General features: G+C 64.1%; 19 protein-coding genes and 1 tRNA gene. 12 read left to right on the top strand and 8 right to left on the bottom strand.

Annotation, left to right across the window (positions count from 1 at the left end; all coding sequences use genetic code 11):
• Positions 1 to 152: 152 nt before the first annotated feature.
• Both P9236_RS03095 and P9236_RS03100 read left to right on the top strand, forming a co-directional pair.
• Positions 153 to 374 (top strand): AbrB/MazE/SpoVT family DNA-binding domain-containing protein, encoded by a 222-nt coding sequence (locus P9236_RS03095; protein WP_278073133.1) that lies wholly within the window; start codon positions 153 to 155, stop codon positions 372 to 374.
• The gene (locus P9236_RS03100) at positions 371 to 760 is read left to right on the top strand and encodes a type II toxin-antitoxin system death-on-curing family toxin (RefSeq protein ID WP_278073134.1); all 390 of its coding nucleotides are present in this window, start codon (positions 371 to 373) and stop codon (positions 758 to 760) included. The genes P9236_RS03095 and P9236_RS03100 overlap by 4 nt, the downstream gene beginning before the upstream one ends.
• Here the strand turns inward: P9236_RS03100 and greA are convergent.
• A complete protein-coding gene (gene greA / locus P9236_RS03105) occupies positions 757 to 1,239 on the bottom strand; it encodes a transcription elongation factor GreA (protein ID WP_278073135.1) in 483 nt (160 codons plus the stop codon). The genes P9236_RS03100 and greA overlap by 4 nt on opposite strands.
• 106 nt (positions 1,240 to 1,345) lie before the next feature.
• Here greA and P9236_RS03110 point away from each other — a divergent pair, with 106 nt between their 5' ends.
• From P9236_RS03110 to P9236_RS03120, 3 genes are all read left to right on the top strand, one after another.
• Positions 1,346 to 2,722, top strand: coding sequence for a TIGR03808 family TAT-translocated repetitive protein (locus tag P9236_RS03110; protein ID WP_278073136.1), 1,377 nt, complete (start codon positions 1,346 to 1,348; stop codon positions 2,720 to 2,722).
• Between the two features lie 175 nt (positions 2,723 to 2,897).
• Positions 2,898 to 3,179, top strand: a complete 282-nt coding sequence (locus tag P9236_RS03115; protein ID WP_278073137.1) for a DUF1778 domain-containing protein — start codon at positions 2,898 to 2,900, stop codon at positions 3,177 to 3,179.
• Complete coding sequence (locus tag P9236_RS03120; protein ID WP_278073528.1) at positions 3,179 to 3,664, top strand: GNAT family N-acetyltransferase; 486 nt, start codon at positions 3,179 to 3,181, stop codon at positions 3,662 to 3,664. Before P9236_RS03115 ends, P9236_RS03120 begins: the two co-directional genes overlap by 1 nt.
• A 53-nt stretch (positions 3,665 to 3,717) precedes the next feature.
• Here P9236_RS03120 and P9236_RS03125 read toward each other — a convergent pair whose 3' ends face one another.
• Positions 3,718 to 4,722: an asparaginase gene (locus P9236_RS03125; protein WP_278073138.1), complete on the bottom strand. Its 1,005-nt coding sequence runs from the start codon at positions 4,720 to 4,722 to the stop codon at positions 3,718 to 3,720.
• Between the two features lie 46 nt (positions 4,723 to 4,768).
• The gene (locus P9236_RS03130) at positions 4,769 to 5,935 is read right to left on the bottom strand and encodes an acetyl-CoA acetyltransferase (protein ID WP_278073139.1); all 1,167 of its coding nucleotides are present in this window, start codon (positions 5,933 to 5,935) and stop codon (positions 4,769 to 4,771) included.
• A 188-nt stretch (positions 5,936 to 6,123) separates the two neighbouring features.
• On the opposite strand from P9236_RS03130, the gene betI reads away from it, so the two are divergent.
• From betI to betB, 5 genes are read left to right on the top strand one after another with little or no spacing between them, the layout of a single operon-like run.
• Positions 6,124 to 6,714, top strand: a complete 591-nt coding sequence (gene betI / locus P9236_RS03135; RefSeq protein WP_278073140.1) for a transcriptional regulator BetI — start codon at positions 6,124 to 6,126, stop codon at positions 6,712 to 6,714.
• A complete protein-coding gene (gene betC / locus P9236_RS03140) occupies positions 6,711 to 8,237 on the top strand; it encodes a choline-sulfatase (RefSeq protein ID WP_278073141.1) in 1,527 nt (508 codons plus the stop codon). Before betI ends, betC begins: the two co-directional genes overlap by 4 nt.
• Positions 8,234 to 9,238, top strand: coding sequence for a threonine/serine dehydratase (locus P9236_RS03145; RefSeq protein WP_278073142.1), 1,005 nt, complete (start codon positions 8,234 to 8,236; stop codon positions 9,236 to 9,238). The genes betC and P9236_RS03145 overlap by 4 nt, the downstream gene beginning before the upstream one ends.
• Positions 9,231 to 10,883, top strand: a complete 1,653-nt coding sequence (betA, locus tag P9236_RS03150) for a choline dehydrogenase (RefSeq protein ID WP_278073143.1) — start codon at positions 9,231 to 9,233, stop codon at positions 10,881 to 10,883. Before P9236_RS03145 ends, betA begins: the two co-directional genes overlap by 8 nt.
• A 53-nt stretch (positions 10,884 to 10,936) precedes the next feature.
• A complete protein-coding gene (gene betB / locus P9236_RS03155; RefSeq protein WP_278073144.1) occupies positions 10,937 to 12,400 on the top strand; it encodes a betaine-aldehyde dehydrogenase in 1,464 nt (487 codons plus the stop codon).
• Between the two features lie 81 nt (positions 12,401 to 12,481).
• On the opposite strand, the gene P9236_RS03160 is transcribed toward betB, so the two are convergent.
• Both P9236_RS03160 and P9236_RS03165 read right to left on the bottom strand, forming a co-directional pair.
• Positions 12,482 to 14,719 carry a mannose-1-phosphate guanylyltransferase/mannose-6-phosphate isomerase gene (locus P9236_RS03160; RefSeq protein WP_278073145.1) on the bottom strand — a complete coding sequence of 746 codons (2,238 nt, stop codon included), beginning with the start codon at positions 14,717 to 14,719 and terminating at the stop codon, positions 12,482 to 12,484.
• A 10-nt stretch (positions 14,720 to 14,729) separates the two neighbouring features.
• The gene (locus P9236_RS03165; RefSeq protein WP_278073146.1) at positions 14,730 to 16,247 is read right to left on the bottom strand and encodes a phosphomannomutase/phosphoglucomutase; all 1,518 of its coding nucleotides are present in this window, start codon (positions 16,245 to 16,247) and stop codon (positions 14,730 to 14,732) included.
• Positions 16,248 to 16,446: 199 nt separating this feature from the next.
• Here P9236_RS03165 and P9236_RS03170 point away from each other — a divergent pair.
• Both P9236_RS03170 and P9236_RS03175 read left to right on the top strand, forming a co-directional pair.
• Positions 16,447 to 16,523 (top strand) — tRNA-Pro (locus P9236_RS03170).
• A 353-nt stretch (positions 16,524 to 16,876) separates the two neighbouring features.
• Positions 16,877 to 17,212 (top strand): hypothetical protein, encoded by a 336-nt coding sequence (locus P9236_RS03175; protein WP_278073147.1) that lies wholly within the window; start codon positions 16,877 to 16,879, stop codon positions 17,210 to 17,212.
• Between the two features lie 26 nt (positions 17,213 to 17,238).
• Here P9236_RS03175 and P9236_RS03180 read toward each other — a convergent pair whose 3' ends face one another.
• Genes P9236_RS03180 through P9236_RS03190 form a run of 3 tightly spaced genes read right to left on the bottom strand, consistent with a single transcriptional unit; the run spans position 17,239 to position 20,914 of the window.
• Positions 17,239 to 18,855, bottom strand: coding sequence for an ABC transporter ATP-binding protein (locus P9236_RS03180; RefSeq protein ID WP_278073148.1), 1,617 nt, complete (start codon positions 18,853 to 18,855; stop codon positions 17,239 to 17,241).
• Positions 18,856 to 18,873: 18 nt separating this feature from the next.
• Positions 18,874 to 19,998 carry an ABC transporter permease subunit gene (locus tag P9236_RS03185; protein ID WP_278073149.1) on the bottom strand — a complete coding sequence of 375 codons (1,125 nt, stop codon included), beginning with the start codon at positions 19,996 to 19,998 and terminating at the stop codon, positions 18,874 to 18,876.
• Positions 19,991 to 20,914: an ABC transporter permease subunit gene (locus P9236_RS03190; RefSeq protein WP_278073150.1), complete on the bottom strand. Its 924-nt coding sequence runs from the start codon at positions 20,912 to 20,914 to the stop codon at positions 19,991 to 19,993. The genes P9236_RS03185 and P9236_RS03190 overlap by 8 nt, the downstream gene beginning before the upstream one ends.
• Positions 20,915 to 21,067: the final 153 nt, after the last annotated feature.

Consider the following 21,067-nt stretch of genomic DNA (forward strand, 5'->3'; position numbering starts at 1 on the left):
CTTTGCTCCTGCTCCGCCCGTGGATGACGAGGATGAGGTGTCGCGGTTGATCGTGGACGTTGGCTGGTACATAGGGCTATGTTGGGTTATAATGTCTGTTGCAACAACACCTACTTAAGTTATAATCAACGTTGCAACGAGGATGCAGCACCATGAACACCACCATCCGCAAAATCGGCAATTCAGAAGGCGTGATTTTGCCGAAGGAACTTCTCGACCGACTGAACCTGAAGGCAGGCGATCAGTTCCAAATCGTTGAAACGGACAAAGGCATTGCTCTTGAGCCCGTAGACGACAGTTTCGAGCAGCAGATGGAAGCCGCGCGCAAGATCATGGACAAGTACAAGGTCGCGCTCCAGAAGCTCGCCGAATGAGCTGGAAATTCCTGTCGCGTCGCGCCGTCGAAGCGATGCATGCCGAGCAGTTGCGCCGACACGGCGGCGCACAGGGTTTAAGGGACGAGAACGCTCTCGAGTCCGCTCTTGCCCGTGCCGAGAACAAGGCCAACTATGGTGATCCATCGATCGAGGATCTGGCGGCGGCCTATATCTTCGGCATTGCCAGGAACCATGCCTTTGTCGACGGGAACAAGCGTACGGCGATGGTTGCTTCCGGCGCTTTCCTTTTAATCAACGGCTACGGTCTTACAGCTGATAATGGCACGATCTACGAATTCGTCATGATGGTCGCCGCAGGTGAAATCGATGAGGCCGGAGCCGCCGCATTCTTCCGTGACCACACCGTCATGCTTGAAGACTAGTTCTCGGACTTGTCCGAGAGCTTGACGATCTCCCATTCCTTGCCGTTGACGGCGACGACCTCGCCGACCCTCTTGCCGAAGAGAGCCATGGCCATCGGCGAGACATGGGAGATAGTGCCTTTCGACGGGTTGGCTTCATCCTCACCGACGATGCGCCAATGCACCTTTTTGCCGTCATCGTTTTCCAGCGTGACGCCCATGCCGAAGCGGACAACGTCGCTACCCGGTTCCGGCACGGAAAGCTCGGCGCTTTCGCGCCGGGCGGTCCAGTAGCGCAGGTCGCGCGACACGACAGCGAGGCGCTCGCGGTCGCCACGCCTTTCGGCCTTGGCCATCAGGTCGCGCAACTCGGCCAGGTTCTCCTCGATCATCGCCAGACCGCGCTCCGTCACCAGATTGCGATGCGGGCTGATCGGACGTTCGCCGACGCCGGCGATGGCATTTTCGCTGTCTTCTTCGCGTGTGAAAGCTCTGCTCATTCAATGAACTTAGGCTTGGTGAGGCTGCTGCACAAGCGATTTGGCTGCGGACCTGCCTTGGCACGATTCCTGCGATGAACCGGGCGAAACGCCAGGACCTGTGCCGATGTTGAACAGACGAACGCTGCTTGCCCAGACCGCCGGCCTCGCCGTTGCCGGGCTCTTTTCCGGCAAGGCATCGGCGAAGATGCTGCCCGGCATCGAGACGGCCGCGATGCGCGGCTCGATCAACGCCATCGAGATCGGCGTGCAGCCGGGCGCGCTGGACGACCAGAGCAAAACCTTCGCCAAGATGCTCGCCGACGCGAGCGAACGCGACGCGCCGGTGTTCCTGCCGCCCGGCACCTATCTCGTCTCCAACCTGAAGCTGCCGGCGCGCGTGCGGCTGTCGGGCGTGCCCGGCGCAACCCGCATCGTCTACGGCGGCAACGGCCATCTGATGATGGCCGAGCAGGCCGAGCATATCGAACTCAGCGGACTGATGCTCGACGGCAGCAATCGCTGGCTCGCCGACTATACGCAAGGACTGCTCGATCTGCGCCGCGTCGCCCATCTCGCCATCGACAATTGCCAGGTCACCGGCAGCGGCAAGAACGGGCTGGCGCTGGAGCATGTCGTCGGCCGCATCGGCCGCTCCGATATTTCCGGCGCCGCGGACGCCGGCATCTATTCGGTCGAGGCCGACGGGCTGGAGATTTCGGGCAACACGGTCTCAGACTGCGCCAATGGCGGCATACTCGTGCATCGCTGGCAACAGGCGGAAGACGGCACAATCGTCAGCGGCAACCGGGTGCAGCGCATCGGCGCGCGGAGCGGCGGCACCGGCCAGAACGGCAACGGCATCAACGCCTTCCGCGCCGGCAATGTCATCATCTCGGGCAACATCGTCTCGGATTGTGCCTTCTCGGCGATCCGCGCCAACAGCTCAAGCAATCTGCAGATCACCGGCAACACCTGCTCACGCTCGGGCGAGACCGGCATCTATTCGGAATTCTCCTTCGAGGGCGCGGTCCTCAGCAACAATCTGGTCGACGGCGCCGCAAATGGCATATCGATCGTCAACTTCAACGAAGGCGGTCGCATCGCCGTGTGCTCGAACAACATCGTGCGCAACCTGACGACAGTCGGCCCCTACACCGCCGACCCACCGGGCTTCGGCGTCGGCATCAGCGCCGAGGCCGACACCACGGTCTCCGGCAACGTGGTCGAGAACGCGCCGCTCTACGGGATGCAGCTCGGCTGGGGGCCCTATCTGCGCAATGTGGTGGCGACGGGAAACGTCATCCGCAAGGCGGGTACGGGCATCGTCGTCTCGGTCGTCGAGGGCTCCGGCAGCGCCGTCATCTCGGACAATGTGATCGATGGCGCGCAGAACGGCGCGATTGTTGGCCAGCGCTGGGCCGATCCGGTGACCGGCGATCTCGCCAAGTCAAGCGAGAGCGGCTACGCGCATCTCACTGTCGAGCGCAACAAGGTCAGCTAGGCCACAGCCACGACAATGTGCCTGGATTTTGACAGCGGCCGCGTCTGTAGCGATCACGGATTCGGCGCAATCGGTCGCGGATGCCAATTCCTTGTTTAGTCGTAAATTGGCACCTTATCTAGATATACGTTGTGTATGCGGAAATGCTAGACTGATGACGGAAGGATTCATTGCCATGGCCACGAAAAACCAGGACACCCACGCCAAGCCCGTCAATCTGCGCATCCGTGAGGATGTCCGCATCCTGATCGACCGCGCCGCGAAGATACGCGGGAAGACCCGCTCTGACTTCATGATCGACGCCGCTTACCGTGCAGCCGAAGATACGCTGCTCGACCAGACGCTCGTCAAGGTCGATGCCGAAAGCTATCAGCATTATCTCGATATCCTCGATCGGCCGCCGAGCGGCGAGGGATTTGCCCGCCTGATGAATGCGCCCAAGCCTTGGCAGGACTGATGCTATCGGCACCAGCCCTTCTTGCCGATATTCACGAACTCAACCTTTTTCAAAGCGGGACCGACAGCCTGGATCAATGGCTTCGACGGCGGGCGCGCGCCAATCAAGTCAGCGGGGCGTCCAGAACCTATGTGATTGCAGAAGGCGCGCGGGTTGTCGGTTATTATTGCCTTTCATCAGGCGGACTTGACCTTGCGGATGCGCCCGGTTCGATCCGACGCAATATGCCCGATCCCGTGCCCATGGCTGTACTTGGCCGTTTGGCTGTCGATGTAAGCTGGCAAGGAAAGGGTCTGGGTGTCGCCCTGTTACAGGACGCGGTGCTGCGTACCGGTCAAGCTGCAGCCATTCTCGGCATTCGCGGTCTCTTGGTTCATGCCCTATCGGAAGAAGCCAAAGCATTTTACGAGCGCTATGGCTTTCAGGCTTCCCCCAAAAATCCCATGACTTTGGTGCTGTCGCTGAGGATGGCTCAGAAGGGATAACTGTTCCGACTCGCCCACCCGGGGCGGCCATCAGGTATGTCACATTGTCCGCGCTAGCTTAGCGCTGCCGTCGGCCGCAGCGAGCCGACCTTGACGCCGACGCGGCTTTCGACCGGCGGACAGGCGTATTCGTTGAGCCTTGCCACGAGCGCTTCGTCGCCGTGCAGCAGTTTTGCCAGCACCGCGGCGATCATCACTTCGGAGGCCCGGCCGGCACCGTCATCGCATTTCAACGCGATGCCGAGGCCAAGTTCGGGAACAGCGGCGCAGTAAACGGCTTCGGCGCCGGTCTTGACGAAAATGCGGCCGGGAGCCGCCTGCATCAGCGCGAGGTCGGCCTTGCCGGTGCCGGCCACCAGAAACGGCTCGGCCATGCAGGCCGAGAGCAGGCGCTTCGCCGCCTTGGCACGCTCGGGCGCGAAGCCCCTGCCCGTCGCCATGCGGGCAAAGCCCAGCGCAAAACTCTTCAACGGCACGGCATAGGTGGGAATAGAGCAGCCGTCGGTGGCGCGATGGTCGACGTCATGCGCGGCGCCGGTGACGGATTGCATCGCGTCGCGCACCATCTCCTGCAGCGCGTGGCCGGCCTTGACGTAGCCGCCATGGGCGATGCCGGCGTGGACGCAGGTGCAGAGGAAGCCGGAATGCTTGCCAGAGCAGTTGTTGTGCAAAGGGTTCGGCACGCCGCCAGCGCGGGCGAGCGCGATCGTGGCGTCGTGGCTCGACGGCCAGTGCGCGCCGCATTCGAGCGCCGTCCTGTCGAGGCCGGCCTTGGCAAGCATCGCTTGCGCCAGTTCGATATGCGCCGGTTCGCCCGAATGCGAGGCGCAAGCGAGCGCCAGCTCGCGGTCGCCGAAGCCATAGGCGTCGGCAGCACCCGATTCGACCAGCGGCAGCGCCTGGATCGCCTTCACCGCCGAGCGAGGGAACACCGGACGGGTGGTGTCGCCGATCTCCCAGACGGGCTTGCCGTCGGCATCGAAAACGGAGACGGCGCCACGATGGGCGCTTTCGACCACCGCGCCACGCAGAACCTCGACCAGAACCGGATTCGCCATGTTGCCTCCCGCACGCGCGCCCAAAGCGCTTTGATGCGGGCCGCTTCTACCTGATCCGGTCCAGGATGGAAACGTAATTGGCTACCGCCGCGCCGCCCATGTTGAAGATGCCGCCGAGCTTGGCACCCGGCACCTGGATGCCGCCGGCCTCGCCGGTGAGCTGCATGGCTGTCAGTACATGCATCGAAACGCCGGTGGCGCCGATCGGATGGCCCTTGGCCTTCAAGCCGCCGGACGGATTGACCGGAAGGCGACCGTCCTTGGCCGTCACGCCTTCCATCGCGAGCTTTGCACCCTCGCCGGGCTTGGCCAAGCCCATCGATTCGTATTCGATGAGCTCGGCGATGGTGAAGCAGTCATGCGTCTCGACGAAGGAGAGGTCGTCGAGGGTGACGCCAGCCTTCTTCAGCGCCTGCCCCCAGGCCCGCTCGCAGCCTTCGAAGGCAAGGATGTCGCGCTTCGACATCGGTAGGAAATCCTGGACATGCTCGTTGGCGCGGAAGGTCACGGCGCGGCGCATCCTCAGCGCCGTCGCGGTGTCGGTGAGCACCAGCGCCGCCGCGCCGTCCGAGACCAGCGAACAGTCGGTACGCTTCAAGGGGCCAGCGACGAACGGGTTCTTCTCGCTTTCCTGGCGGCAGAATTCGAAGCCGAAATCCTTGCGCATCTGCGCATAGGGATTGTCGACGCCGTTCTTGTGGTTCTTGGCGGCGATCATGGCGAGCGCGTCCGACTGGTCGCCGTAGCGTTGGAAATAGGCCTGAGCGATCTTACCGAAGACGCCGGCGAAGCCGGCGGGCGTGTCGCCATCCTCGGGGAGATAGGAGGCCTTGAGCAGGTTCTTGCCGATCTCCGGGCCCGGCGTGGTCGTCATCTGCTCGGCGCCGACCACCAGCACGATGCGGGCGGCGTTGGCATCGATGGCGCGGATGCCTTGCCTGACAGCAGCGGAACCGGTGGCGCAGGCGTTCTCGACGCGCGTTGCCGGCTTGAAGCGCAGCCGATCGTCAGCCTGCAGCACCAGGCTCGCGGTGAAATCCTGCGGCGAGAAGCCGGCGTTGAAATGGCCAAGCACGATCTCGTCGACATCGTCCGGGCCGATGCCGGCGTGGTCGAGCGCGTCCACGGCGACCTTGGTGATGAGGCCCTCCAGCGTTTCGCCTTCAAGCTTGCCGAAGCGCGAATGCGCCCAGCCGACGATACATGCGGTCATGGCAGCCTCCATTTGCCGCGCAGCCTAGCACGTCCCGTCGCGGCCAGTTACTGAATATTGTTCAATAATGAACCGTTTTCCAGTCGAATGTATGGGCCAGAGCCACACGATCGGTTGATCGCAACACCGATTTTTTATTGATTGATCCGTCAATAAAAAATAATCTCGCCGGAAACTGGATCTCCCATATGCCGAAAATCGGAATGGAACCGCTGCGCCGCAAGGCGCTCATCGACGCGACGATCTCGGCGATCGGCGCGCGCGGCTCGCTGGACGTGACCATGTCGGAGATCGCCGGGCGCGCCGGCGTGTCCTCGGCGCTGGCGCACCACTATTTCGGCGCCAAGGACGAGCTGCTGTTCGCGACGATGCGGCACATCCTTGCCGAGCTCAACGCGGACACACGGCGCGCGCTTCGCCTTGCCACCACGCCGCGTCAGCGTGTCTCGGCCGTAGTCGCGGTCAATTTCTCCGATGAGCAGTTCCAACCCGAGATCATCGCTGCTTGGCTCGCCTTCTATGTCGAGGCGCAGAAATCGACCGAACTACGCCGCCTGCTGCGTGTCTACGCCCGGCGTCTCAATTCCAATCTGATGAGCGGGCTGACCGGCATCCTGCCCAAAGCCGAGGCCGACCGCGTGGCGGAAGCGACCGCGGCGCTGATCGACGGGCTCTACATCCGGCGCGCGCTGAAGGACGGCGTGCCCAACGCGGCCACCGCGATCGCGCTCGTCGAAGACTATCTCGAAACCAAGCTCAACGGACGGAGCCTGCCTTGACGACCCGACCCAATTTCCTGATCGTCATGGTCGATCAGCTCAACGGCACGCTCTTCCCCGACGGCCCGGCGAATTTCCTGCACGTGCCGCATCTCACGGCGCTCGCCGCCCGCTCGGCGCGCTTCGCCAACAACTACACGGCCTCGCCGCTCTGCGCTCCCGGCCGAGCCTCGTTCATGAGCGGCCAGCTGCCGTCACGCACAGGGGTCTATGACAACGCGGCCGAGTTCTGTTCCTCGATCCCAACCTTCGCCCACCACCTGCGCAGCGCCGGCTACTACACCTGCCTGTCCGGCAAGATGCATTTCGTCGGACCGGACCAGCTGCACGGCTTCGAGGAGCGGTTGACCACCGACATCTATCCCGCCGATTTCGGCTGGACGCCCGACTATCGCAAGCCCGGCGAGCGCATCGACTGGTGGTACCACAATCTGGGTTCGGTCACCGGTGCTGGCGTCGCCGAAACCACCAACCAGATGGAGTATGACGATGAGGTCACCTTCCTGGCCTCGCAGAAGCTCTACCAGCTTTCGCGCGAGCAGGACGATCCGGGGCATCGGCCCTGGTGCCTCACCGTATCGCTGTCGCACCCGCACGATCCCTATGTCGCGCGCAAGCAGTACTGGGATCTTTACGAAAACTGCCAGGCGCTCGATCCCGAAACGCCGTTCATCCCGCATGACGAGCAGGACACGCATTCGCAGCGCCTTTATCGCGCCAGCGACTATCGGTCCTTCGAGATCACGCCCGAGCAGGTGCGGCGCTCGCGACGCGGCTACTTCGCCAACATTTCCTATGTGGACGACAAGCTCGGCGAGCTTCTGGATGTTCTCAAGCGCACCCGCATGCTCGACGATACCATCATCCTGTTCTGCTCGGATCACGGCGACATGCTGGGCGAGCGCGGGCTGTGGTTCAAGATGAGCTTCTTCGAGGGCTCCGCGCGCGTGCCGCTGATGATAGCCGGCAAGGGTGTGCCGGCCGGCCTGGTCGAGGCGCCGGTCTCCAATCTCGACGTGACGCCGACGCTTTGCGACCTCGCCGGCATCGATATCGCACAAATAGCGCCGTGGACGGACGGCCAGTCGCTGCTGCCGCTGTTTGGCGGCAAGGCGCGCACCGCGCCGGTGCTGATGGAATATGCCGCCGAAGGCTCCTACGCGCCGCTGGTCGCGATCCGCGAGGGCAAATACAAGTTCGTCCATTGCGAGCTCGACAGCCCGCAACTGTTCGATCTCGAGGCCGATCCGCTCGAGCACGACAACCTCGCCGAGGATGCGGCGAACGCAGCCCTAGTGGCCGCGTTCGTGGAGAAGGTCGAGGCGCGCTGGGACATGGCTGCGTTCGACGCCGCCGTGCGCGAAAGCCAGGCGCGCCGCTGGGTCGTCTACCCGGCGCTGCGCAACGGCGCCTACTACCCCTGGGACTTCCAGCCACTGCAGAAGGCGTCGGAGCGCTACATGCGCAATCACATGAATCTCGACAATCTCGAAGAGAGCAAACGGTACCCGCGAGGCGAATGATGGCTGACGTCCTGGTTCCTACGCTCGACCACCTGAAGCAGGCCTATGCGGTGACGTCCGCGGCCACGCAAGTGACGCCGCTGCTGGAGTCGGCGGCACTCGCCAGGGAGACGGGCGCGGCGCGCGTCTTCGTCAAGCCGGAATCGCTGCAATGGGCGGGCTCCTTCAAGGTGCGCGGTGCCTATTGGCGGCTGAAGCGGCTGTCGCCGGATGAGGCGAAGAAGGGTGTCGTCGCCTATTCCTCCGGCAATTTCGCGCAAGGGCTGGCGGCCGCCGGCCAGGCGCTCGGCATTCCCGTCACCATCGTCATGCCGATCGACGCGCCCCCCGCGAAGCGCGACGCGACGGCCAACTATGGCGCGCGCGTAGTGCTGACCGACCACGGCGATCGCGCCCGCGAGGAAGTGGCCGCCGCCAAGGCGCGCGAGATCGCCGAGACCGAGGGGCTCACGCTGCTGCATCCCTTCGACGACCCGGAGATCGTCGCCGGCCAGGCCGGCGCCGGGCTGGAAGCGCTCGATCAACTGGCGGCGAAGAAGGCGCATGCCGACCTGGTGTTCTGCTCCGTCGGCGGCGGCGGGCTGATCGGCGGTGTGTCGCTCGCCTTCCACTATCTGTCGCCGAATACCGAGCTCATCGCCGTCGAGCCGGAAGGTTTCAACGGCATGGGCTCGTCGCTGGCACATGGCGCGATCGAGACCATGCCCATCGGGCCGAAATCGATCTGCGACGGATTGATGGCGCGCAAGCCCGGTGAGGCGCCCTTCGCGGCGGTGAGTGCTGCCGGCGTTCGCGGTGTCACCGTCGATGACACGGCGGTGCGGCGCGCCATGAAGATCGCCTTCGAGCGGATGAAGCTGGTGCTCGAGCCTTCGGGCGCGGCGTCGCTTGCCGCGCTGCTGGGCGGCAAGGTGAATGTGGCGGGCAAAACAGTCCTCGTGGTGGCTACCGGCGGCAATGTCTCGCTCGCCGATTTCATGGCGCATATGAACAATGCTTGAAGCGGATTTCGTCATCATCGGCTCCGGCTCCGCCGGCTCGGCCATGGCCTATCGGTTGTCGGAAGACGGCAGGCACTCGGTGATCGTCATCGAGTTCGGCGGCACCGATATCGGGCCGCTGATCCAGATGCCGTCGGCGCTGTCGATCCCGCTCAACATGAGCCTCTATGACTGGGGTTTTGCCAGCGAACCGGAACCGCATCTCGGCGGCCGCGTGCTCGCCACGCCGCGCGGCAAGGTGATCGGCGGCTCGTCCTCGATCAACGGCATGGTCTATGTGCGCGGCCACGCGCGCGACTTCGACCACTGGGCCGAACAGGGTGCTGCCGGCTGGGGCTTCGCCGACGTGCTTCCTTATTTCAAGCGCATGGAGGACTCCCACGGCGGCGAGCATGGCTGGCGAGGCAAAGGCGGCCCGCTGCATGTGCAGCGCGGCACGCGCAAGAACCCGCTCTATGGTGCCTTCATGGAAGCCGGTCGCCAGGCTGGCTTCGAGCTCACCGACGACTACAACGGATCGAAGCAGGAAGGCTTCGGGCCCATGGAGCAGACCATTCTGGGCGGCCGCCGCTGGTCGGCGGCCAATGCCTATCTGAAGCCGGCTCTCCGGCGAAAGAATGTGAGTCTGGTCAAGGGCTTCGCCCGCCGGGTGGTGATCGAGAATCAACGCGCCATCGGCGTCGAGATCGAAGCTAACAAACAGATTCAGGTCGTTAACGCGCGACGTGAGGTGATCGTCGCGGCCTCATCGATTAATTCGCCGAAGATCCTGATGCTGTCCGGCATCGGCCCCGGCGCGCATCTGCAGGAAAACGGCATAAAGGTGATCGCCGATCGGGCGGGCGTCGGGGCCAATCTGCAGGACCATCTGGAGCTCTATATCCAGCAGGAAGCGACCAAGCCGATCACGCTGAACTCGGTGCTCAATCCCTTCTCCAAGGCGATGATCGGCGCGCAGTGGCTGTTCTTCAAGACCGGCCTCGGCGCCACCAACCATTTCGAAGCCGCGGCCTTCGTGCGCTCGCAGGCTGGCGTCGATTATCCAGATATCCAGTATCACTTCATTCCGGCGGCGGTGCGCTACGACGGCAAGGCGGCGGCGAAGTCGCATGGCTTCCAGGCGCATGTCGGGCCGATGCGCTCCAAGTCGCGCGGCTCGGTGACTTTGCGCTCCCCTGACCCGAAGGCGAAGCCGGTGATCCGCTTCAACTACATGTCGCATCCGGACGACTGGAGCGAGTTTCGCCACTGCATCCGTCTGACGCGCGAGATTTTCGGCCAGAAGGCTTTCGACGGCTTCCGTGGCAAGGAGATTTCGCCGGGCAGCCATGTGCAGACCGACGACGAGCTCGACGCTTTCATCCGCGAGCACGCCGAGAGCGCCTACCATCCCTGCGGCACCTGCAGGATGGGCCGCGCCGACGATCTCACGAGTGTCGTCGATCCGGAATGCCGGGTCATCGGCGTCGAGGGCCTGCGCGTCGCCGATTCCTCGATCTTTCCGCGGGTGACCAACGGCAATCTCAACGCGCCTTCGATCATGACCGGCGAGAAGGCGTCCGACCACATTCTTGGCCGCACGCCGCTGGCGCCTTCCAACCAGGAACCCTGGATCAATCCGCGCTGGCAGGTGGCCGACAGATAGCGCATGATCCGGCGGGCGCCCTCCCCGCCCAGCGATAACGAACGGAGAAGACCATGCGCGCCCAGCCCACGGCATCGCATTACGTCAACGGCCGCTATATCGAGGACGAAGGCGGCGCGCCGTTGCCGGTGATCTATCCGGGAACCGGCGAGACCATCGCCACACTGCATTCGGCGACGCCGAACGTGCTGGAGCTGGCGATCGAGGCCGCGCGCGCGGCGCAACCGGCCTGGGCGCGGCTGAAGCCTGTCGAGCGCGGCCGCATCCTGCGCCGTGCTGCCGACATTCTGCGGGCGCGCAATGCCGATCTCGCCCGCATCGAGACGCTGGACACCGGCAAGGCGATCCAGGAGACGCTGGTGGCGGATGCGCCTTCGGCCGCCGATTGCCTGGAATATTTCGCCGGCGCGGTCGCCGCCTTCAACGGCGAGATGATCGATCTCGGCGGGCCGTTTGCCTATACAAGGCGCGAGCCGCTCGGCGTGTGCGTCGGCATCGGCGCCTGGAACTATCCGATCCAGATCGCCGGCTGGAAATCTGCGCCGGCTTTGGCCATGGGCAACGCCATGGTGTTCAAGCCGTCGGAGAACACGCCGCTTTCGGCGCTGGCGCTGGCCGAAATCTACAGCGAGGCTGGCCTGCCCGACGGACTGTTCAACGTCGTGCAGGGCTATGGCGATGTCGGGGCCGGCCTCGTCGACCATGATGTCGTGGCAAAGATTTCGGTGACCGGCTCGGTACCGACCGGCCGCAAGGTGCTGTCGCTTGCCGGCTCGAAAATGAAGCACGCGACGATGGAGCTCGGCGGCAAGTCGCCGCTGATCGTTTTCGATGACGCGGATCTCGAAAACGCCATCGGCGGCGCCATGCTCGGGAATTTCTATTCGACCGGCCAGATCTGCTCCAACGGCACGCGTGTCTTCGTGCAGAGGGGCCTGCATGACCGCTTCGTCGAGCGGCTGGTCGAGCGTACGAAAAAGATCCGCATCGGCGATCCGCTCGACCCGGAAACGCAGATGGGCCCGCTGGTCAACAAGGCGCAGCAGGACAAGGTCGTTTCTTACATCGCCGCCGGCAAGCAGGAAGGGGCGACGCTCACCAGCGGCGGCAATGTGCCCTCGCTGCAAGGCTTCGAAGGCGGCTTCTTCATCGAGCCGACGGTGTTCACCGGCGTGACCGACGGCATGCGGATCGCGCGCGAGGAGATTTTCGGGCCGGTGATGAGCGTGCTGAAATTCGACAGCGAGGACGAGGTGATCGAACGCGCCAACGACACCGAGTTCGGCCTGGCGGCAGGTGTGTTCACGCGCGACCTGCCGCGCGCGCATCGTGTGATCGCGGAGCTGCAGGCTGGCACCTGTTGGATCAACGCCTACAATCTGACGCCCGTGGAAATGCCCTTTGGCGGCGTCAAGCAGTCCGGCATCGGGCGCGAGAATTCACTGGCGGCGCTGGCGCACTATTCGCAGTTTAAGGCGGTCTATGTCGAGACCGGGGATGTGGCGAGCCCATATTGAGTTCCTGACTGCTCCAACTCAGCGTCGGCAGGACAGAGGGGGGCGCGAAGGAATGAGACTTGCGGTCTCTTCTGCTCGCCCTCACCCCTTCTCCGCCGTCCCATCCAGATATTGCGTCAGCGCATAGACCAGATGATAGAAGATGCTGGCCGGCACATCGGTCGCCAGTGAGCGGCCGCGCTCGTCGATGCGGTCGATCCAGAGGCCGAGCGGCGCCGGGTCGATGTGCCAGCGGAACAGCCGGCCGACGCGCGCCTCGATCTCCGGCTTGAGGTCGGGCCCGCCCGCGCCATTGAGCGCGATCGCCGCCTTCACCGCTTCGGCCTGCGGCCAACTGCGCGAGACCGTGTCGAGCGGCAGGCCCTGGCGCGAGACTGCGCCATAAGAAAGACCGGTGGCGCGGTTGAGGCCGTTGGCGACGGCCGACGCATAGAGCTTGCGGGCAAAGCCATTGAGGTCGGTCTGGCCACTGCGCGCGGCGAAATCGATCAGCAGCGAGGCCCATTCGAAATGATGGCCGGGCTCGGTCCAGGTGCCCTTCTCGCCCGCCACCGGCTTCCAAGCGTCGTCGAAATACTCGCCCAGCGTCCAGCTCTCGGCGTCGAAGAAATGGCTGCGGAAGAGGTCGATGATGCGGGAAGCGCGGCGCAGATAGGCGCGCTCGCCAGTCGCCTGGTGCCAGGCGAGGAAAGCCTCGAGCAGATGCATGTGCGGGTTGGAGCGCCGCTCGCCTTCACCACCGGACGTGTCGAGGAAGCCGGTCATGCGGCTGTCCTCGAGATGGGCGTCGAGGAAGGCAAAGGTCTCCTCGCCAAGCCGTAAGGCGTCGGGATGACCCGAAATATGGGCGTGCGCCAGCGCTAGAAGCACGCAGGAATGGTCGTAGGCGTCCTCGACCGGATCGGCGACCGAGCCGTCGACATTGAGCGTGCGCACCCAGCCGCCTCTGTCCGTGCGGCCCTTGCCGGCGACAAAATCGATACCGTGGGCGATCAGCCGATCGGCCGGGCCTTCCCAGCCGCGCCGCTTGGCCACCGCGAAGGCATAGATTTGGCGCGCTTGCGTGCGCATGCGCTTCGGCTTCATCAACGGCGTGGCGTCGAAGCCCAGTGTTTCGTGGAAGCCGCCATGGCGTTCATCGACGCCCACGGTCGACCACAGCGGCAATGTCTCCTCGAACAGCCAGTGGCGCACGCGCCGCCGCCAGGCGCCGCTCTCGATGACGCGGCCATGCGCCGGCGTGAACCTGGTCTCCAGCCGGCCGGATTTCTCCAGCTGCTCGACGATCTTCTTGACGTGCTGGCTGTGGCTGACCGGCGCGACGAAGGTGGCGTCCGCGGTCGAGACAATGGCGACGTCCTTCATGCCGATGGCCGACAGCAGGCGGCCGTCGCCGCGGATGTAGGAGTTCTCGCAGTCGATGGCGACGACATCGCCGAGGATTACATTACCATCCTTGTCGGACGGCCCGACATCGAGCAGCGACTGCCAGGAGCCGAGGTCGTTCCAGCGAAAGCTCGCCGGCACCATAGCGATGCCTTCGGCCCGCTCCATGACGGCATAGTCGATCGAGGTCGAGGGAATGGCCGAGTAAAGCTCCAGCGGCATGTAGAGGCCGGAAAGATCGCTGGTCGCGGCGTGATAGGCGGATTCCGTCGCCTGCCAGATCTTGGGCTCGTACGCCGCGAAGGCGTCGCGCATGGCCCCGGCGCGAAACAGGAAGATGCCGGTGTTCCAGTAGAAATTGCCGGCGTCGACATAGGCCTGTGCCGTGGCGAGATCGGGCTTCTCGACGAAACGCGAGACGTCGAACACGCCGTCCCGGTCAGCCGCGACCTCGATATAGCCATAGCCGGTCTCTGGCTGGGTCGGCCTGATGCCGAAAACCACCAGGCGTCCAGCGCGGGCCGCTGCGGCACCAGCCTCAATGCTTTGCCAGAACTGCCGTGCGGTGGAAATCTCGTGGTCGGAGGGCACCACCAGCACGAGCTCGTCGCCATATTCGGACAGCGTGCGCAGCGCGGCCAGCGCGACGGCGGCAGCTGTGTTGCGGCCTGTCGGCTCGAACAACGGACCACCGCCGGCAAGGTCAAGCCCGGCAAGGTCGGCACGGACGCGCTCGGCGTGACGTTCCGACGCGATGAGGAAGATCGGCGTCTGCCCGTCCGGCCTCGCCGCCAGCCGGCGCAAGGTCTTGGCCAGCATAGAGCCATCGCCGGAAAGGTCATGGAACTGTTTGGGATTGTCCTCGCGCGACAGCGGCCAGAGCCGCGAGCCGACGCCGCCGCTCATGACGAAACTGACGATGCGCTGGGTCATGGATGCCCTGTCAGAAAGTCTGGTTGTAGGCGCCGACCTCCGGACTGCGGCGCAACACGGCGTCGATGGCTTCGAACATCTGCCGGCGCCGTTCGGACGATACCGGGCTCTCCACCACCACGACAAGCTCCGGCTTGTTCGAGGAGGCGCGCACCAGGCCCCAGGTGCCGTCCTCGGCGACGACGCGCACGCCGTTCACGGTAACGAGCGCGGCGATTTTCTGGCCGGCGAAATCGGCGCCCTCGCGCTGCATTGCCTCGAAATCGGCCACGACGCGCTCGACCACGCCGTACTTCACCTCGTCGGCGCAGTGCGGCGACATGGTGGGCGTGCCATAAGTCAGCGGCAGCGCGCGATAGAGATCGGCCATCGAGCTCCGTGGGTTGCGGTCGAGCATCTGGCAGACGGCGATTGCGGTGACCAGTCCGTCATCATAGCCGCGGCCGATCGGCGGATTGAAGAAGAAATGCCCGGATTTCTCGAAGCCCGCCACGGCGCCGAGTTCGGCGACGCGACGCTTGATGTAGGAATGACCGGTCTTCCAATAGTCGGTGACGGCACCGTTTGCCTTGAGCTTATCATCGGTGGCGAACAACCCGGTCGCCTTGACGTCGACAACGAAGGTCGAGCCAGGGTGGAGCGATGAAATATCTCGCGCGAGCATGACGCCGACCTTATCGGCAAAGATTTCGTTGCCCTCATTGTCGACGACGCCGCAGCGGTCGCTGTCGCCGTCGAAGCCCAGTCCGACATCCGCTCCCGTTTTCAGCACCCTTTCGCTGATGGCATGCAGCATCTGCATGTCCTCGGGATTCGGGTTGTAGCGCGGGAACGTATGGTCGAGCTCGACGTCGAGCGGGATGACCTCGCAGCCGATGCGCGTCAGCGCTTCCGGCGCGAAGGCGCCCGCCGTGCCGTTGCCGCAGGCGCAGACCACTTTCAGCTTTCTCGAGATGCGCTTGTCCCTTGTGAGATCGTCGAGATAGGTCTCGCGGAAGCCGGAGACGAATTCATAGGCGCCGCCGGCAAGGTCGAAGTCCGCTTCGAGCACAATCTTCTTCAGCGCGCTCATTTCCTCCGGACCGAAGGTGAGCGGCCGTGCCGCGCCCATCTTGACGCCGGTCCAGCCATTCTCATTGTGCGAGGCCGTGACCATGGCGACCGACGGCGTGTCCAGCGCGAACTGGGCGAAATAGGCCATGGGCGACAGCGCCAGGCCGATATCCTTCACCCGCGCGCCCGCCGCCATCAGCCCGGAGACAAGCGCCAGCTTGATCGACAGCGAATAGGAACGGAAATCATGGCCGGTGACGATATCCGGCCTGACGCCGAGGCGACGGATCAGCGTGCCCAGGCCCATGCCGAGCGCCTGGACGCCAATCAGATTGAGTTCCGGCGCCTTCGCCGAGCCCGGATGGCCGAACCACCAGCGCGCGTCATATTCGCGAAAACCCGACGCCTTGATCAGTGCCGAGGTTTCGAATTCGAAGCTGTTGGGCCGGGCTTCGCCAACGATCGTCAGGGTCAAGAGTTGAAACTCCAACGGGTCGAAATGCTGTCTATTGACCTGCGGCCTATCACAAAAGCCTTTAAGCCGGTCTTTATCCGGCGGTTAAATCCCATGCCTTCCAGACAACCTTGGTGAAAGCCGACGAAATGCGACACTAGTGCAGCCATTGGCGCTTGCAGGATCGGAAAGTGGCGGCTATAAGCCCGCCGTCTGGTCACGGAGTGTAGCGCAGTCTGGTAGCGCACATCGTTCGGGACGATGGGGTCGCAGGTTCAAATCCTGCCACTCCGACCAGAAAAACAATGGGTTAGGCTCTCAGCCCTTCCATCTCCTTCCCGATGTCCGCCTGGAACCATGCGCGCAGGCCGGCCATCCCGATCGTGATCGCCGCATTCCTGCTCAGGCTCTGCCATTGCTCTCGACTGTGACGCCGTCATCCTTGACGGCCCGCATATCCGCACGCCAAGCAGCGGGGGACGCCGATAGTATGCTTGTGTTCCCGTCTCCCGCATCAACCTTTCAGCACCGAATAGCGAGCCTGAACGGTTGCTGCCGTCATTGTGCTCGACAGCGCGCTCTTACTTTGACCTAATGGCCCCTGCCCCAGTTCGACGGAATCCAAACCATCGGAGCGGCCAGGTAAGAGAATGAAGTTCACGCCGACAGCTATTTCGCCGGTAATCGCGACGCTGCTTTTCGCCGCGGGCTGCTCATCGACGGTAGCGTCGATCGATCCGGCAAAATACGACAGGATGAGTTGTGCCGAGCTCAACAGCGCGCTCGGCGACACCGCCACCGATATCTCACGGACCGCCATCGGCCGCGGCAAGGTCGCCAATACCAGCGTGCCGAGCTGGCTGCTCGGCGGCGAGCGGGTCAAGACGGTCGTGGCCAATCGCGATACCGCCAGGATCGAGAAGCTACAGCAACAGCAGCAGGCGATCATCGCGGCGAGAAAGCAAAGGTGCCCGTCCGCGCAATGAGCCGCGCCGCAACGCAGTAGCCAGTTTCAAGCGCTGATCCTAAACCGCGCCGTATCGATCGCCGCGTTCATCAGCGTCTGGGTGTAGGCCTCGCGCGGATTGCTGAAGATTTCCTCCGTCGGCCCTTCCTCGACGATCTTTCCCTGCTTCATGACGATGATGTAGTCGGCCATGGCGCGCACCACCGCTAGGTCGTGGCTGATGAAGAGATAGGACAGCTCGTGGTCGGCCTGCAACTTGCGCAGCAGTTCGACGATCTGTTTCTGCACCGAGCGGTCGAGCGCCGAGGTCGGCTCGTCCAGAACCACCACCTTCGGCTTCAGGATCATGGCACGGGCAATCGCGATGCGCTGGCGCTGGCCGCCAGAGAACTCGTGCGGGTAGCGGTTGCGCGCATTGGGGTCGAGGCCGACCTCGCGCAGCGCCTCCACGGCGCGATGGTCGCGCTGCTTGCCGGTCAGCGACGGCTCGTGCACCAAAAGTCCCTCGGTGATGACCTGGCCGACCGTCATGCGCGGCGATAGCGAGCCGAACGGATCCTGGAAGACGAGCTGCAATTCGCGCCGCAGCGGCCGCATCGCCTGGCGGTCGGCTTCTGAAATGTCGCGGTCGCCGAAGCGGATCACGCCGTCGCTGGGCAGGAGCCTCAGCAGCGCGCGGCCGAGCGTCGACTTGCCGGAACCGGACTCGCCGACGATGCCGATGGTCTGGTTGCGCTTCAGCCGGATCGAGATCTTGTCGACGGCCCGCAACATCAGCGGCTCGCCACCCAGGAAGCCGCCGCCGATCTTGAAGACGACCTCGACGTTGCGGCCTTCGAGCAGAACAGGCGAATTGGCGGGCGGCGCCGCCTTGGTGCCGGTCGGCTCGGCCGCCAGCAGCATCTTGGTATAGGCATGCTGCGGGTTGGCGAAGAGCGCTTGCGCCTCACCCTCCTCCACCACCTCGCCCTGGCGCATGACATAGACGCGGTCGGCGAAGCGGCGCACGATGCCGAGATCGTGGGTGATGAAGACGATCGCCATGCCGAGCTTGCGCTGCAGCTCGGCAAGCAGCATCAGGATCTGCGCTTGGATGGTGACGTCGAGCGCCGTCGTCGGCTCGTCGGCGATCAGAATGTCGGGATCATTCGCCAAGGCCATGGCGATCATGACGCGCTGGCGCTGGCCGCCCGACATTTCGTGGGGATAGGATTTCATCCGTCGTTCGGGATCGGGAATGTGCACCAGCCTCAGGAGCTTCAGCGCTTCCTCACGCGCCGCCTGCGCGTTGAGGCCGCGGTGCCGGCGGATCGGCTCGATCAACTGGTTGCCGATGGTGTAGAGCGGATCGAGCGAGGTCATCGGCTCCTGGAAGATCATGCTAATCTTGCGGCCGCGAACCTTGTTGAGCTCGCTCTTGGTCATGGTCAGAAGGTTGCTGCCCCGATAGTCGACAGCGCCGCTGGCTTCGCCATTGGACGAAAGCAGACTCATCGCCGCCATCATCGTCTGGCTTTTGCCGGAACCGGATTCGCCGACGACGGCGACCGTTTCGCCGGCATTGACCCTGATGTTGATGCCCTTGACCGCCTCTACCGTGCCGTCGAGGGTCTGGAAGCGGACGCGCAGGTCCTTGACGCTGAGGATCGTTTCGGAAGCCATGTCAGCGATCCCCAATCTTTATCGATCTTTCGGGTCGAGCGCGTCGCGCAGGCCGTCGCCGACGAAGTTCAGCGCGAACAGCGTCGAGACGAGGAAGAAGGCGGGGAACAGGAGCAGCCAGTTGGCGGTGCCGATGTTCTTGGCGCCGACGGAGATCAGCACGCCCCAGCTGGTCATCGGCTCCTGCACGCCAAGGCCGAGGAAGGAAAGGAAACTTTCCAGGATGATCACCTGCGGCACCAGCAGCGTCATGTAGATGACCACCGGCCCGAGCAGGTTGGGGATGACGTGGCGCAACAGGATGCCGCGCTGGCCGACGCCCATCGCTTCGGCCGCCTGGACGTATTCCTGCCTGCGGATCGACAGCGCCTGGCCGCGCACGATGCGGGCCATGTCGAGCCACAGCACCGCGCCGACCGCCAGGAACATCAGCACGAAGTTGCGGCCGAAGAACACCACCAGCATGATGACGAAGAAGATGAAGGGCAGCGAGTAAAGCACGTCGACGACGCGCATCATCACCTCGTCGACCCTGCCGCCGGCAAAGCCGGCCGTCGCGCCGTAAATGACACCGATGATGCCGGCGACGACGCCGGCAAGCAGGCCGATGGCCAGCGAAATGCGCCCCGCCACCAGCGTCCGCGAGAGCAGGTCGCGCCCGGTGTTGTCGGTGCCGAAGAAGAAATATTGCTGCTTGACGGCGGAGCTCATCGTGACTTCAAGGCCGTCGGGCGACTTGCTCTCGATCCTGGTGTCGTCGAAGGCATCGGAGCGGTCGAGATAGCGGATGTTGCGGTCGTCGATCGGCTTGGTCGAGGTGACGGTGACGATGACGCGGCTGCCGTCCTGGTGCCATTCCTTGATGTCGACGCGCATGCGCTTGATTGCATCGCTCAGAGCGCCCTGGATCATGTCCGGCTTGGGATAGGCCGAAAGGCTCGGCGGCGTGCGGACATAGTCGCCATAGATCGTCGTGTATTCATGCGGCACGACCATTGGGCCGAACACGCTGATGACGGCGACGAACGCCAAGTAGTAGAGGCTGAACATGGCGGCGCGGTTGCGCTTCAGCCGCGCCCAGGCATTACCCCAGAGCGAGCGGCCGACGATCGGCTCCGGAACGGTGACGGCGAGCTCAGTCATAGCGCACCCTCGGATCAACGACCGCGTAGAGGAGATCGACGATCAGGTTGAAGACGATGGTGAAGAGCGCGATCACCACCACGGTTCCCATGACCAGCGTGTAGTCGCGGTTGAGCGCGGAATCGACGAAGTAGCGGCCGACTCCCGGGATGGAGAAGATGGTCTCGACGATGATCGAGCCGGTGAGCAGCGCCGCCGCCGCCGGACCGGTGAAGGAGACGATCGGCAGGACGGCGCCGCGCAGCGCGTGCTTGACCACCACCGACCAGTCGGAGAGGCCGAGCGCGCGGGCGGTGCGAATATGGTGCGAGCGCAGGCTCTCGATCATCGATCCGCGCATCAGGCGGGCCACGATGGCGATCTGCGGCAAGGCGAGCGTGAGCACCGGCCCAACCTTGTTGACCAAGGCGCCGTCGCCCCAGCCGCCGATCGGCAACAGCTTCCAGGAAAGCCCGAAGACGAGCTGGATCACCGGCGCGGTGACGAAGGTGGGGATGGTGCTGCCGGCGGTGGCCAAAGCGATCACCGAATAGTCGGCTATCTTATTCTGATTGAGCGCCGCGATCGTGCCGAGGATCGAGCCCAGCAGCAGCGCCAGCACCAGTGCCGAAGTACCGATCTGCACCGAGATCGGCAGGCCCTTGGCGAAGAGCTCGGTGACGGTGAAATCCGGCAGGTTGTAGCTCGGGCCGAAACTGCCGCGCAAAAGATTGCCGAGATAGTGGAGATATTGCAGCCAGAGCGGATCGTCGAGGCCGAACTGGGCTTCGAGATTGGCCCTGATCTCGGGGCTCAAGCCCCGCTCCTGGTTGAACGGGCCGCCTGGCGCGACGCGGATCAGGAAGAACGCCACCGTCACGATGACGAATAGCGTCGGAATGGCGGTCAACAGCCGCCGGAAGACATAACGCAGCATCGGCGCCCCGCTTCAGCCAGGCGACGGCTCTCCGGACGAGATCGTGGCGCGCTGGCATCTCTGATCTTCGCACCGGGTAGCCTGAAAATCCAATCCGACTTTCGGCCCGGCACGACGACAGACCGCGACCGCCGCTCCCGAAAAGAGAGCGGC

This window comes from Mesorhizobium sp. WSM4884 (assembly GCF_029625675.1).
Lineage (GTDB): Bacteria > Pseudomonadota > Alphaproteobacteria > Rhizobiales > Rhizobiaceae > Mesorhizobium.